This is a genomic window from Pontibacter deserti, assembly GCF_023630255.1.
Lineage (GTDB): Bacteria > Bacteroidota > Bacteroidia > Cytophagales > Hymenobacteraceae > Pontibacter > Pontibacter deserti.
In genome coordinates, this window is record NZ_JALPRS010000001.1 from 2,543,900 (window position 1) to 2,559,108 (window position 15,209).

Genomic DNA, 15,209 nt, shown 5'->3' on the forward strand with positions numbered 1-15,209 from the left:
GCGCCTTCTAAAACTTATGGCCGTCACTATTCTTTAAATTACTTTAGCCCTATATTTACAGGTATAATACTACAACGCGCCCTTATGTTAACATTAGCTGAAAGACACCAGCAAATATTAAGCAAACTAAAGCAGGAAGGACAGGTAAACGTGCTGGACCTTTGCGAAAAGCTAAGTGTTTCGTCTGTGACTATCCGGAAGGATCTTAAACTACTGGAAGACAAAGGATTGTTATTCAGAACCCATGGTGGCGCTACAGCAAACAACCCTTATACTACCGACCGTTCTGTAAACGAAAAAGAGAAAATACAGGCTTCTGAAAAGATGCGCATCGGTGCGGCGGCGGCAAGCCTGCTCCACCCCAACGATTCTATACTTATTGCTTCGGGTACTACCGTACTGGCTCTTGCCAGAAACATACCTGCTACCAATAACCTGACTGTCATCACCCCTTCGCTAAACATTGCCCTGGAACTGAACCGACACCCGGAAATAGAAGTGATGCAACTGGGAGGCGTACTCCGCAAAAGCTCTTCTTCGGTTACCGGTCCTTACGCCGAAAGTATATTGGCCGACTTCTCGTGCAGCAAGCTTTTTTTAGGTGTGGATGGCATTGATCTGGACTTCGGTTTAACGACTACAAACGTAATGGAAGCGCACTTGAACCGCCAGATGATCAAGGTATCCCAGAAAACCATAGTCCTGGCAGATTCCACGAAGTTTGGAAAGAGAGGGTTCGGTAAGATTTGTGGCTTTGAGTATATAGATCAGATTATTACAGATAGTGGTGTATCGGAGTATAATGTGAAAGCGCTGGAAGGCATGGGAATTAAAGTAACTATAGTATAACAACTGTAAAAGAAAAAGGCCTCGCAGGATTAACTTCTTGCGAGGCCTTTTTCTTTTAGTATAGTTACTTTAATAAGCTATACTTGAAATACATATTATTGCTTATAGGTATTTTTTCAGGATACCAGCCCATACTTTATAGCCAGCTATAGTTAAATGCAGGCCATCGTGGGTGTATTCCTGTTTTAGTTTGCCATCGCTGTTTGTAAAATTTGGGTGCAGGTCTATCACCGTTACTTTTTCAGTTGCTGCAATTTCTTTTATCCCCTTGTTTACAGCCACAGTCTGTGCTTCTTTGTTGTAGTGCTTCTTAAACTTATCAAAAGTATTGTTGGTTGGCAGCAATGTCTGCACGTAGATTTTTGTTTTCGGAGAACCGGCTTTTATTCTGCGGATAATCTTTTTATAGTTGGCAAGTATAACTTCTTCCGGCACGTTACGCGAAATATCATTTATACCAATCAGCAGGAAAACTTTTGCCGGTTTTCCTTCAATCACTTCATCCAGGCGCTCCAGCACACCAAATGTAATATCACTGGATATACCGCGGTTGCGTACATTTTTATTCTCCAGCAATTCGGCCCAGTCTATGTGAGCTGTTAAGCTGTTACCTAAAAAGATGATGTCTTTTTTTGAGTTTTTATGTTTTCTGAAATAATCAACCTGCACCTGGTAAGTAGCCGGGCGGTAGGTGCTGTCGTACTTAGCAACTTCAGACTTCGTGCCTTCCACCATCATAACTCCCGGGGCATAAGTAGTGTCAATTCTTTCCTGGGCAATAGCTCCCAACGAAAAAAACGAACCGGTTAAAGTAAGTACAAGCAGGCAAAGGGTATTCTTAAGCTTCATTTTTGATACTCTTGATCAGGTAATTAATAAGTTTATACTTGCCGTTACAGCTTATTTTTGCATCTCCTTAAACAGGTTCGGGTAATCCGATATGATGCCATCCACACCCATTGCTTTCAGTCGGGCAATATCTTCGGCTGTATTCACTGTCCAGGGAATTACTTTTATGTTTTTAGCATGTGCTTTTGCGATCAGTTCAGGAGTTACCAGTTTATAGTTGGGGCTGTAAACCACTGGCGTAAAACCCAGTCGCTCAATATTCTCTTCAAAGCTATCTTTATTACTCACCAACAGTGATGCTCTAATATGCGGGTATTGCTGGTGCAGCACTTGTAGCGTTCTCGGGTCGAAAGACTGTATAATTGCCCACTGAGTCAGCTTCTTCTCTTCCAGTACTTCCACCAGTTTTTTCACAAAAACAGCCGGCTCGGGGTGTATAGCATTATCTCCGTCCGGCACAGACTTGGTTTCGATATTATAGAAAACCTGCGGCAGGTTATTCTTCTTAATATGCGTCTGCACCGAATCTATCAGCTCTGACAGCAAAGGTATGTAGGTCTTTAGTTTCTGCTGCTGCGGATACGCATCATAGAACTTGGTCCCCATCTCAAATTGGTGCACCTGGTCGTAATCCATCTGGTAGATCGCGTACTTCTTATTTTCTTCCTTGGTTATATCTTTACCATCCGGGGTGCGGGCATACAACGGGTTAATATGCGGATCATGCGTTACCACTACCTTTCCATCTTTGGTAATGTGCGTGTCCATTTCCAAAGTTGTAACCCCTAGTTCCAGCGCCTTCATCATAGCCGGGATTGAGTTCTCAGGCATCAGGCCGCGTGCGCCACGGTGCCCTTCTGTATCAAAGGCAGGTAGTTCAGGATTCTGTTGCTGCGATATAGTTTCTGTACTTTTGCAACCTGCCAGCAACAGCAATGCAGCAAGCGCAACAGGTACTATTTTATTTATGATCATGGTTTGCTAAAGTATAAATCAAAGTATAGACTATAGTTATGATATCGCTTTCTGACTTTCGTATTTTCTTCCGAAGCGGTCGGTAGCTACCACTTTAAGCTGCTTAACAGTTGCCGGAACAAATGCTTCAAAGAAGTGCTCTGTTTCGCGGGGCTCTACATAAGTGCGGCCTTTTGGCAACTGATCGCCCTGGTATTGTTCCCACGCAACCGGGTCGTATGATACAATATTCTGTAAGGTTCCTTTATACTGATTATCAGCCCACCATTCTACTTTCCATTCCGGGTCCCAGTTCCAGACGTTTACCAACATGCGATTCTGATTTTCCGCAGGTTGTACATACACCGTCATTTGGTGGTCAGCATCAAACCCTGTCGACTTGTAGTACCATTTTAAATCTGTGCCATCTACTTCATAAACCGCATACCCGCCTGGTGCTCCATCGCCGCAAACCGGCCCCGTCCAGAGGTTACCACATACGGTGCCATGGTTGTGCTCAAATATGCCTTGCTCTATTACGTTGCGGTTATAGTGCGTGTGCCCCGTCATGATGTGTACTTTGTGGTTTTTCAGGATCGGGTAAAGTTCTTCCTTGTTCTTTACACCCCAGTGTACCGGAATGTGTGCGCAAAGTATAACCAGGTTATCGGTGGGCACCATGGCCAGGTCTTTCTCCAGCCATTTGAGCTGGCGCTCTGTAATATAACCGTCGTATTGTTTGTCTTTGCCCAGGTAACGTACGTCATCCAGCACCACGTAATGCAGCTTGCCGCGATTAAAAGAGTAATACGTAGGGCCATATGTTGCTTCAAACGTTTTATCTGAAACTTCATCGCCACCTTTGTTCAGGTCCTGGTCGTGGTTACCAAGCACCTGGAAGAACGGAATCCCCATAGTGGCTACGCCCTGGTCGTAATCTTTGTATAGCTCAGGATTATCCCATGTAATATCCCCTACTGTTATACCGTGCACCAGCGTACCGGCAGCCATACTTTGCAGGGTTTTTACTGTATCCGGCACCGACTCATCCAGCATGCGTTGTGCATCTTTTTTATTGCGCGGCTGTGGATCAGCCCAGATAATAAAATTATGCTTTGCATCATCAGTTGGCAGGGCCTTTAACTCAAAGTTATAGTCCTGTTCAGAGCTATTATCAATGTATTGGTAGTGTCGGGCAATGCCGTTTTCATTAGGGAAATCATAACCAGCCGGTACCGATACCCACACGAATTTTGCCTGCTCGTTTACCGGCAATTCATACTTGCCTTTGCGGTTAGTCTTTACCACACTATACCCATCGGATACTACCACCCCTGACAACTTTTTGCTACCGGCCATTACTCTGCCTTTAATGGTTTTTGTAGAGGGTGTTGCAAGTGCCGAAGTATAGCTTCCACTAAGTATAAGGCCGCCTGAAAAAAGGAGTATGCGCTCTAAAAAGGATCTTCTCTTCATGACTGTAATAGTTAAATGCCCGGCACCGTTTTCAGGCTTTCAAAATAATTAATGTAATTGTTAAAAAGCTCATGATTCTTCAGGAGCAGCATGGTTTCGTTGTTGTTGCGGAGCGCATTCTGGGTAAAGTTATGCGAACCCGTAATCAAGATTTTAGTGTTGGGGTTGCCCTGCCAGTTACCCTCTATAAGTATAAACTTTGAATGGATATTCGCTTTTGAGATGTCAAACACTTTAAGGTATGCGCCTTTCTGCTCCAGTTCCCTTAACCCGGTCATAATGCTTGCATCAATCTTGTTTTTAACAACCAGTTCTATAGTAGCGCCTTGCTCCTGTAGCTGAGCCAGTTTCTCTACAATGTTCAGGCGGCTATTTGTCCAGTCAGACATGCCAATTTTTATAGTTGCCGTAGCCGGATCTGTAATGTTGTTAAGGAACTCGATAATTGTGTCGTCGCCGTAAGCAGTGCCGTTGCGGCGTTTGGGCATGAAGTAAGCATTTATACCTGTGGCGGCATCGTTATACTCCTTGTAATAATAATCTTTCATACCAGATGATGCCTTGGCCTGCATATCAGTCCAATAGGTTTTATAAGCCTGGTATAAACTTGTATGTGATAGCATTATTGCATCCTGAAACTTGCCTGCATCAGCCTCTGTAAAATTGTGTGATGTCTGGAATACCACGTTCTGTACATTCCCATTGGTGGTTACAACCTCCGAAAAAACAGCAAACTTATTATGGTTAATGGCTATTGAGCTTGCATCATTAATGATAGAGATGATCACATTGCCTTTTGCTTCCAGACCACGCTTTAGCTCGTGGTAAGGCAACGGGTTTATTTCCTGCGATTCTTCACGGCCCATGTCCATAGCTACGTAAAGTTTTACGCCCCTCTCATTAGCGGCTTTTATAGCCTGTATCAATGGCGGATAATCTAAAAGAAAAATACTCAGGTGGATGGTCGCATTTTCAGGAGTAGCATTGATCAGGGAGATCAGGTTATCAAGTATAGTTAGAGAAGTAGAGCCCTGTTTAATCTTATTTACATCTGTAAAAATAGCATCCGGGAAAGTAGCGTTAACAGGTGTAATTGTATCAACCTCTGGCGGAGCAGGAGCCGGAGTTTCTGTTTTCTCGCTCTTGCAGGCCACAAATAACAGGCAAAAAAATAAGGCGTAGAGGGTATGCTTAAACATGAATGTGCGTTCGGGGATTTTATATTTTACTTTTCTTGTGGTGCGGGCTGGCTCTTACTTAAAAGCCAGCACCTGCCCCAAAGAAACTAAAACTGACGAACCTGGAATGCCTGGCCTATACTTTAAAGTATAGGCCACGAACAGGTTTGGGTAAGGTAGCTTTCAGCAACTATAAATTATAATTTGCCTGCGCTACAGGATTAAAAAAATTAAGGCGCCCCTGTTGTCAGGGCCGCCTTAATGTAGAGTTATACTTAGTATGAGTAAACAGCGAAGTCATCTATACCCAGGCGGCCGTTGTCTATAGTTGCGCTCGATATACCCAAACCAAGTTTGTTTATTCTAAAACGAACCGGTCCATTGATGTCCATCAGGAAAGTAGCCATCTTATAGTCTCGCGCAACATCTGTCACGTCTGCACCTATTTGTGTCCATGTCTGGCCCTGATCCTGTGAATACTCCAGGCGCCATTTGCTTGGTTTATCGGTTGAGTAGGTTGCATACCAAACTGTAACTTTAGATGCTCCGTTTGGTAGGTCAAAGTTCATTTGCAGGTATGCAGACTCTTTTAAGTCTTTTGCCATACGAACTGCCTGTTTTCCGCTAATAATAACATCCCTCTTTGCATCAAGATCACCTAATATAGATTGGTAAAGAAGCCAATTTCCTGTTGCCAAATCCCTGTAATTGTCTGATGAGCCATCAGCTTTCTTCATATTATACTGAGACTTGGTAGCAGCAGCAGGTTCTTCAAACTTTTCAGGCCAGTTTGGATAAATTGGACCACTAGGATTTATAGCATCAGCTATTGTTCGCATGCGCAGTATAGGAGTACCATCAGTAGAAACAGTTGGGATGCCTACAAAACTTGCGCTTGCTGGTAATTTACGATCAGCGAAGATTGCATCTGCTGTAGTATGCAAGGTTATAGTTTTACCTGAACCATCGCCTAGTTGTTTATTGCCCGCATAAGTTTCGCCTGAAACAGGTATAGGATCTGGACCTCCAGTTACCATCACCAACGTGCTCTCATACTTATGAAAGTTTGTAAGAAGTTCGCTGACAGCAACCGGCTTAGGAGCTACTGGCAAACCTTTTTCCTTTTTCTCGATACTCTCAGGTTTAAGTCCGATAATCTGTAACACACCATCTTTACGGGTAAGTGTTGTACCTCTTACATCAAACAATATGGAGTCACCTACCTGGTACCTTCTGGCTTCTTCTTCGCCAAGGTTAAGAATGATTCCACGCTGCATGCCCCTCCATGAATCCTGTATGGCAACAAGGCCTGTTGGCCAGTTCCTACCATTTGGATCTGAAACTACTACCCCACCTGCCTGGTATGCATCAAACAACGGGCCTGGGCCAAGTGCCAAGTCCTTTTCATGAAATGCATCACGCACTACATACAGCGATGCTACCGGGTTAGGAGTGCCCTCCGACGGATTTGGATCTTCTTCTACACAGGAAGTAAAACCTAAAACACTTACACAGAGGGCCAGAATTGATAAATATCTTTTTTTCATGACGTATGTCTTTTAATCTTTCTATTAAATCCCAGCTGTTATTGATCCCACCATACTTTAGTGTTAATGTCATCGCCCCCCATGGCTGCTACCGCAGCGCTATAATTGGCACCATTCAGCGATTGCACAGTTATAGGATACCTGAAGCGAGATGGCATTACACCGCCATTCTGTACACCAGGTCCTATTGGTAGTACCGGGTGACCGGTTCTTCTGTACTCAAACCACTGCTGGAAATCAGTAAAGAAAAGGGTATAATACTTTTGCAGCATGATTTTGTCGAGCTTAGCCTCAAAGTCAGCAGCATTGTTCCAGGCAACTGCTTCTTTCTCTAAGTGGCCAGCAGGTACTTCAAGCCCCCACATGGTAATAGCACCTGCGACACCCTTATCATAATAAGTCTTAGGGTCAGACGAGATGTACCCTCTAAGGGCAGCTTCAGCAAGTATAAACTGTACTTCACCATAGTTTAGGATATTACCTAATAGTGGTTCATTCATAAGAGCTTTCGGATAATAAGACTGTCTTTCAGGGATATTACCTGGCACATAACCGCTTGACATACCACTATAACCTGAGCCATATTTGGTAGCCCATTTAGTTAGGCGAGGGTCTTCCATTTCGTTCAAATTATTCACGAAGAACTCAGACAAGCCATGACTGCCATTAAAATCATACTCGCGCAAGTCGGCGAATGCAGAAGTTAGTGGTTGTGTAGTAGTATATCTTAAAATTGCAGATTCTTCATTACTTTCAAAGATTGGGTAGAATGAAGTATTTGTTTCTACAATTTCTCTGATCTTACCTGCTGCATCAACTTCAGGTCTGCCGGAAACACGCATCAACAACCTCAGGTATAGCGAGTTACCAAGCTTGCGCCATAAAGTCAGGTTACCATTGTATAGCGGATCAAGTCGTTGTTCATCTTCCGGCAGCATTAGTGGAAGGTCTGTTGCAGCTGCCTCTAAAGAAGCCAGTAAAGCATTGGCTTCTTCCAACTTGGCAAACAGGTCTTTGTATATTAATTCCTGAGAGTCGAACTTAGGTTGCAGTCTGCCGTCACGGCCTTGATTTGCTTCGGTGTAAGGTACATCTCCATATGTATCTGTTATTAGAGATGTAACCCATGCATCCAATATCAAACCGATACCCATGTAGCTCTTCTGTTGTGTAGCCTGTGCACTTTTATAAATATTTACAAAGTTTGTGCGTTGCAGGTACCAGTTGTTCCACATATAATCTGACTCTCCAGGTCTAATTACATAACGGTGAATCTCATCTGTGTCAAGTATAGTTACATGCACCTGCATCAACTCATTTGTAAGGCGCAGTGCACGGTTGTTATTACGGGTAACTACATCATGCAATGCAGGCGCAAGTAAAGCAGACGGTGTAGCCGCCTCAGTTGCGTTAGGGTTGGTATTCAGTTCCTCAAACTCCTTAGTACAGGAAGAGGTGGCAAGGCATGTTGCTGCCATTGCCGCAAGGGTATATAATTTTATCTTTTTCATGATAGATTCTTCCTTAAAATTAGATGCCTACAGTCAGGTTAAGACCAAATGTTCTGGTTGGCGGGAACTGGCCGATTTCAAAGCCTCCTACAATATCGCCATCACTTAGGGTACCTATTTCCGGATCGAAAGCAGGCCACTCTGTGATCATGAACAAATCGCGACCAAATACTCCAATACTTGCTTTATGTAATCTTAATTTCTGCAATATGGCGGCAGGTACTGTATAGTCAAAGCGTACTTCGCGCAGCTTAATATAATCAGTGCTGAAGGTGTTGGCTTCAATATTATCACGACCAAAATGACGGGTATAGTAGGTCTGCATGTTCATTACCAGCACATCATTAGGGCGGTAGCTACCATCAGCGTTTCTGATCACACCTTTACCAACTATACCATTGTAGCGGCCAGGTAGCGTTTTATTAAGCTTGCCTTCTTCCATCAGTACAGCATGTGTTAAAGAGTAAGCTACACCACCAAACTGACCATCAAATAACACGTTAAGTCCGAAGTTTTTATACTTCATGTTGGTACCAATGCTACCTCTCCAGTCTGGGGTTACTTTTCCTAAATATTTCGCTTCTCCACCAAGTATAGGCAAACCATTTTCATCATACACAATCTGTCCATCCGGTGCGCGCTCGTAGCCAAGGCCATATAGTGCTCCCATCGGGCCACCCGGACGGGCTTCCATTGTGCCACGATTTGCAGGACCATTTGCCATTATAAAAGTTGTAAGACTGTCAACCAATTCTACTACTTCATTCTTGTTGGCGGCATAGGTAGCAAACAAGTCTATATTCAGGCCATTTTTGTTTTCAAGTAATTTACCGTTAGCCTGTATCTCAATACCTTTATTCTCTACTTTACCTGCGTTCAATACAATCGCATTATAACCAGTTGATCTGTCTAGAGGTGCCTCCAGAATTTGGTCACGCGTATTGTTCTGATAAACAGCTATGTCTAAACCAAGTCTGTTACGTAGCAAACGCACATCCAGACCCAACTCCATGCTGGTTGTATTAAGTGGCTTTAAATAGTAGTTAGGCAGAGTTCTTGGATTAGTTAGACCAGAAGGGAAACCCTCTACCACTTCATAATTATAGGCTGTTAAGTATGGCTTTGTACCTCCACTACCAACATTAGACCATGAACCTCTTACTTTTAGGAAAGATACCGCATTAGGCATCTGTACCATATCAGAGATAACAGCACTAAGGTTAACAGATGGGTAAAAGAAAGGCTCAACTTTTGCTTTATACTTGCTTGCCAGCGTACTGGTCCAGTCGGTACGACCTGTCACATCCAGAAAGATCACGTTATCATAGCTAAACTCTGCTAGCGCATATAAGCTATTTACATCATAGCCACTGCGGTAAGGGTAAGCCAACGGTATTTCTTTGCTGTTGGCAAAACTATATATACTTGGATAAAGTAGCTTATCTGCTCTCAGCTCATCTCTTGAATAACGGTTAGACATGGTGCTACCACCTACTGAAATACCGCCTTTAAATTTTTCAGAAATATCACGGTTATATCTTAACATGAAATCGCTGGTACTCTCACGACTAAAGATGTTCTGCGTACGGAACATACCAACCGGAAATTTCTCAGTATCCCAAGGGCGCTGCTGTGAACGGGCTTCGTGTGTGAACTCCATTGATGAGCGCAACATCAGACTCAGGTTATCGGTGAAGTTATAAGTAGCTGAAATATTACCAACTATACCATCTCTGTTAGACTTGTTAAGCATTTCGTATGCCTGTAGATAAGGGTTATCAAGAATACCACTGAAAGGGCTATTCTGCTTTAAACCTTCCTGACCTGGCAACCAATAAGGTTTAAACCATTCCAGGTTAACGTTTGGTGATAAACCCCTGATGAAGTACATGATGGTGTGGTTGTTGTACCCCGTAGAAGGCAGGTTATCGCTGCTATTATTAGTATAATTAATTTTTGAGGAAAACTGTAGCTTATCTGTTACCTTATGGTTTAAAGAAAGTGCTATAGTGTTACGGTCGTAGCCTGTATTCGGCACGATCCAGGTGTTTTTCAGGTTTGTGAAAGATAAGCGGGCAGAAGTCTTCTCTGTTCCACCGTCTATACTTACACTATTCGTGAATGTTTTAGCTGCTTCAAAGAAGTCTTTGCGGTTGTTTTTGTATGGTACCCATGGCGTACGAGTCGCACCAGTTGTACCGGTTACCGGGTCATATTGGTAATAGCTTTGGCCATTAAATCGTGGTCCCCAAGCAGAACTTGTACTTTTAGTGCTCTTACCGTCTTCGGTTGCATTATAAGAGTACCATGTATCCTGACCACCTGTACCCTGACCATACTCATACTGGTAATCAGGCCAGTGCGATATAGTGCTTACAGTTGTATTAGAGTTTAAAGTAACACCAATACCCTTCTTTTTGCTATTGCCGGATTTTGTAGTTATGATGATCGCACCGTTTGCCCCTCTGGAACCATAAAGTGCAGCAGCACCAGGTCCTTTCAGTACTGATACACTCTCAATATCTTCTGGGTTGATATCATTAAGGCCATTACCAAAGTCTACAGGGTTGTCTGATGACAAGTAGGCGCTGCTACCAGTACCAGTTCTTGGGCTACTCATGATCACACCATCCACCACAATCAGAGCTTCGCTGCTACCGCTCAGGTTATTTTCACCACGAAGTACAATTTTGTTAGATGCTGCAGGTCCACCACCTGATTTAACCATATTAATACCGGCTACTTTACCAGAAAGAGCATCGGTCCAGTTATTAGATACTGCTTTGGTTAGTTCGTCGCCTTTTACCTGTGATACTGAATATCCCAGCGCTTTCTCTTCACGCTTGATACCCAATGCGGTAACTACTACTTCTGAAAGTTGCTTGCTATCAGGGTTCAGGGTTACAGCCAGGTTCTCCTGAGGGCCGGTTACAGTTATGTTCTGTAGCTGGTAGCCCACAAATCTGAAAGTAAGAACTGCTCCTTTTTCTACCTCTACCTTAAAAGAGCCTTCAACATTTGTAACGCCAACAGGTTGCTGGTTAGCAAGTATAGTTACACCTGGTAATGCACTTCCGTCATCACCTGCTACAACTTTACCTTTTACTGTTACTTTTTGTGTCTGGGGAGTCTGTACATACACGGAAGACGCAATTGCATCTGCCGCCATGCCATTTCCTGCTAAAAGCAGGCACGAGCATAGCCAAAGACTTTTCTTCAGACTATTCCTGCTCTTTTTGGGCGGAAGTAAAGGTTTTTCCATCTGATTTGATTTAAAACTGGTATTGAGAGTTATCTTGATTGAGTTAATCCTAGGTTTATTTTTTCTTTGTTCCAGGTGAGTGCCGTAAAGAAAATTGAAAGCACGCAGGCAATTACAAGTACTATAAAGCCACCGTCCCAGCCCCAGGCATCTACTACAAAGCCCATGGCAATATTCGCAAACAGCGCACCGCCCATGTAGCCAAACAAACCGGTAAGGCCAGCTGCGGTGCCTGCCGCTTTTTTAGCCACTAAGTCCAAGGCCTGCACACCTATTAGCATTACCGGCCCATAGATTAGGAAGCCAATAGCAATAAGTGCCATGTTATCGATCCAGATGTTACCGGCTGGGTTTTTCCAGTACACAATTACAGCTACTAGTACCAGCAGCATGTAAATAATAGTAGCAGGTGCACGGCGTCCTTTAAATATTTTATCACTGATCCAGCCGCAAAGCAGGGTACCAGGTATACCAGCGTACTCGTAAGCAAAATAGGCCCAGCCAGTCTCTTTCACTGAGAAACCTTTTGCTTCTTCCAGGTAAGTAGGAGCCCAGTCGAGGATGCCGTAGCGTACCAGGTACACAAAAGCATTGGCAAAAGCGATATACCATAGCATGCGGTTATTGAACACATACTTAAAGAAGATCTCTTTAGCGCTTAGCTCTTTTTCGTGGTCGGCTGTATAATTTTTCGGATAGTCGTTTCTGTATTCTTCTATAGTTGGCAGGCCGCAAGACTGAGGCGTGTCGCGCACCAGCATGTAAGTTACCAGTGCAGAAAGCAGCGCAATTAAGCCAGGGAAGTATAAAATGCTTTGCCATGTACCGAAAAGGGCAATAGCAGCAATAGAAAGCGGGCCTATTAAGCCCCCACCTACGTTATGGGCCACATTCCAGATCGACATTTTGGTGCCACGCTCATTTGTAGAGAACCAGTGAACCATAACGCGCCCGCAAGGTGGCCAGCCCATCCCCTGAAACCAGCCATTCAGGAACAACAACACGAACATGATGGCAATTGAACTGGTAGCAAAAGGTATTATGCCCATCGCTATCATGGTTAAGGCAGAGAGCAGCAAACCTACGCTCAGGAAGGTTCTGGCATTACTCCTGTCAGACACATTACCCATCAGGAATTTACTCAGACCATAAGCGATAGACACTCCAGACAACGCAAAGCCAAGATCTGCTTTAGAATAACCTTGCGCTATCAGGTCAGGCATTACCAGCGAGAAATTTTTTCGCACTAAGTAATAGCCGGCATACCCAATAAAGATCCCGATAAAAACCTGAAGACGCAGTCGCTTATACTCCGGATCTATTCGTTCTAAGGGCAGCCGATCAGCGTGAGGGGCCGGTGAAATAAGACGCATACTTATCTTGTAAAAATTTTAAGCTATTCGATTTCCGTTTTAAAAATTACTGCAACTACACCTACCAAACTACCACAAGCAATAGGATTCTTTTGCGAATGCAACTTTTTATTTATATACTTATTTACTCTTATCGTCCTGTGTTACGAACGCTCTAATTTCTAATTTTTTACTAAAAATCCAGCTATTTTATTAATCTCTATAACACTTATGACTACTTCAAATATAGAATTTAACTAATATTGCCCATTATTCCTATACCTTGAGCCCGCCATTATAGTCTCAGTTAAAGTATAGTTTAAAAGATTAAGCTACCTGGCTGGAACTTTGTGTTTCAACTGAAGTAAGCGCGTATGGTTCCAGCAAATACTGGTTTGCCAGTGCCACAAAATTATTTACCTGGTTCTGTTTCCAGGCATCACTTAAGCCTAGTTCGTTTGCCATTATAGTTGCTACTGCCGGTGCCATGTCAATTGCTACTTTTGCGTTCAGGAACAAAACACGCATTCTTCTGGCGAGCACATCCTCTACAGTTCTGGCCATCTCGTGCTGCACGGCCCATACTACTTCTACCTGTGTATTCGGGAAAGCAGTATTTAATTTTTTATTTAATTCCGGGCGTTGATTCAGCAATTCTTTTATACCCTGCGCATCGCTACCATACACATTCAGGTAATTTGCTTCTGTGCCTGGTTTAGCATAACCATGTATTTTCAGATTAGCCGTAGCACAAGGCTTAGCTGAAAGCTGACCTATAGTTATAGCTTTCTCCATGGTGTCTTCCGCCATTTTGCGGTAAGTAGTCCATTTACCACCTGTTATGGTTATAAGACCAGAGTCGGCAACTATAAGTTTATGACTACGGGAGATCTCTTTTGTACTGTTAGTACCCTTTGTAGGCGCAGCCAACGGACGTAACCCGGCAAATACACTGAGTACATCGTTGCGCGTAGGCTTGCGTGACATGTACTGACCAGCCGTATCAAGTATAAAATGAATTTCATCTTCCAGCGCTGTTGGCTCCAGGCTACTGCTATTAAGAGGCGTATCTGTTGTACCAACCAACACATGGCCATGCCACGGAACAGCAAACAATACACGCCCATCCGGTGTCTTAGGTATCATCAAAGCAGTTTCGCTTTTCAGGAAAGACTTGTCCAGCACCACATGCACTCCCTGGCTTGGGCGCACCAACGGGTCCTGCGCAGGCGTATCCATTTTTAAAACATCATTCACGAAAACGCCAGTAGCATTAATCACCACTTTAGCCTGCAACTGATATTCTTCGCCACTTTCCAGGTCACGGGCGTTTACCCCTGCTACCTTACCTTTTTCATCTTTGGTGAGGCCGGTCACCTTAAAGTAGTTCAGCAACACACCTCCCTGCTCGGCACAGGTCTGCGCTAAATTGATAGCTAAACGGGCATCATCAAACTGGCCATCATAGTAAACTATACCGCCTTTCAGGTTGTCCGCAGCTACATTTGGCAACAGGTTCTTAACAGTTTTTTTGCCCAGAAGCTCTGTTTTCTTAAACCTGTATTTTCCTGCCATCCAATCGTATATTTTCAAACCGATACCATAGAACCCCTGGTTAAACAAACTATAGCTCGGAATCACGAAAGGCTGCACACGCACCAGGTGCGGCGCATTCTGCAACAGCAAGCCGCGCTCGTGCAAGGCTTCATACACCAGGCTTACATCACCTTGTGCCAGATAGCGTACTCCGCCATGCACTAATTTTGTACTGCGGCTCGATGTTCCTTTTGCATAATCTGCTTGCTCAAGTAGTAGTGTCTTATAACCTCTTGATGCCGCATCTACTGCCACACCCAGACCAGTTGCGCCACCGCCAACAACTATTACATCCCAGATAACAGGCTCCTGCTGTAAACGTGCTACAAACTTGTTCCGGTTAAATATACTCCCTCCCGCTTCTACTACTTTCGAATGCATTATTAATTTATTGTTATTATTTTCTTTGTATTTCGTTTAAAGCTAAAAATAAAACATATATAAAAGCAAACGAAACTTAAAAAAAATTATCAAAAGCTTTTGTAAGTGCATTCAGGGCAATTGATACCTGTAATACCAGGTTCTGATCTTACAGCTTTACAAAACGAAACCAACCGAAAACTATAAACAGCTATATTTCTAAGAGTATTAAGAGTTAAAAATAAGAGTACTTAACCAGCAGGCCAGAAAGGAGT

The 15,209-nt window shown here is 43.6% G+C and carries 10 protein-coding genes; 1 reads left to right on the plus strand and 9 read right to left on the minus strand.

What is annotated here, in order from left to right:
* The first annotated feature begins 84 nt into the window (after positions 1 to 84).
* On the plus strand, positions 85 to 849 hold the full coding sequence (locus MJ612_RS11200; protein ID WP_187033616.1) for a DeoR/GlpR family DNA-binding transcription regulator: 765 nt from the start codon (positions 85 to 87) through the stop codon (positions 847 to 849).
* A gap of 102 nt (positions 850 to 951) precedes the next feature.
* On the opposite strand, the gene MJ612_RS11205 is transcribed toward MJ612_RS11200, so the two are convergent.
* The 9 genes from MJ612_RS11205 to MJ612_RS11245 form a co-directional block, all read right to left on the minus strand.
* Positions 952 to 1,698 (minus strand): GDSL-type esterase/lipase family protein, encoded by a 747-nt coding sequence (locus tag MJ612_RS11205; protein ID WP_222619798.1) that lies wholly within the window; start codon positions 1,696 to 1,698, stop codon positions 952 to 954.
* A gap of 51 nt (positions 1,699 to 1,749) precedes the next feature.
* Positions 1,750 to 2,673, minus strand: coding sequence for a glycerophosphodiester phosphodiesterase (locus MJ612_RS11210; protein WP_187033617.1), 924 nt, complete (start codon positions 2,671 to 2,673; stop codon positions 1,750 to 1,752).
* A 36-nt stretch (positions 2,674 to 2,709) separates the two neighbouring features.
* The gene (locus tag MJ612_RS11215) at positions 2,710 to 4,128 is read right to left on the minus strand and encodes a calcineurin-like phosphoesterase C-terminal domain-containing protein (protein WP_187033618.1); all 1,419 of its coding nucleotides are present in this window, start codon (positions 4,126 to 4,128) and stop codon (positions 2,710 to 2,712) included.
* An 11-nt stretch (positions 4,129 to 4,139) separates the two neighbouring features.
* Positions 4,140 to 5,282, minus strand: a complete 1,143-nt coding sequence (locus tag MJ612_RS11220) for a phospholipase D-like domain-containing protein (protein ID WP_187033619.1) — start codon at positions 5,280 to 5,282, stop codon at positions 4,140 to 4,142.
* Between the two features lie 299 nt (positions 5,283 to 5,581).
* Positions 5,582 to 6,853 (minus strand): DUF5689 domain-containing protein, encoded by a 1,272-nt coding sequence (locus MJ612_RS11225; protein WP_187033620.1) that lies wholly within the window; start codon positions 6,851 to 6,853, stop codon positions 5,582 to 5,584.
* 38 nt (positions 6,854 to 6,891) lie between these two features.
* Positions 6,892 to 8,331: a SusD/RagB family nutrient-binding outer membrane lipoprotein gene (locus MJ612_RS11230; protein ID WP_222619800.1), complete on the minus strand. Its 1,440-nt coding sequence runs from the start codon at positions 8,329 to 8,331 to the stop codon at positions 6,892 to 6,894.
* A gap of 52 nt (positions 8,332 to 8,383) precedes the next feature.
* Positions 8,384 to 11,626, minus strand: a complete 3,243-nt coding sequence (locus MJ612_RS11235; RefSeq protein ID WP_187033622.1) for a SusC/RagA family TonB-linked outer membrane protein — start codon at positions 11,624 to 11,626, stop codon at positions 8,384 to 8,386.
* A 29-nt stretch (positions 11,627 to 11,655) separates the two neighbouring features.
* Entirely contained in the window at positions 11,656 to 12,999 is a 1,344-nt protein-coding gene (gene glpT / locus MJ612_RS11240) for a glycerol-3-phosphate transporter (RefSeq protein ID WP_187033623.1), read from the minus strand.
* Between the two features lie 306 nt (positions 13,000 to 13,305).
* Positions 13,306 to 14,955, minus strand: coding sequence for a glycerol-3-phosphate dehydrogenase/oxidase (locus MJ612_RS11245; protein ID WP_187033624.1), 1,650 nt, complete (start codon positions 14,953 to 14,955; stop codon positions 13,306 to 13,308).
* Between the last annotated feature and the right edge of the window lie 254 nt (positions 14,956 to 15,209).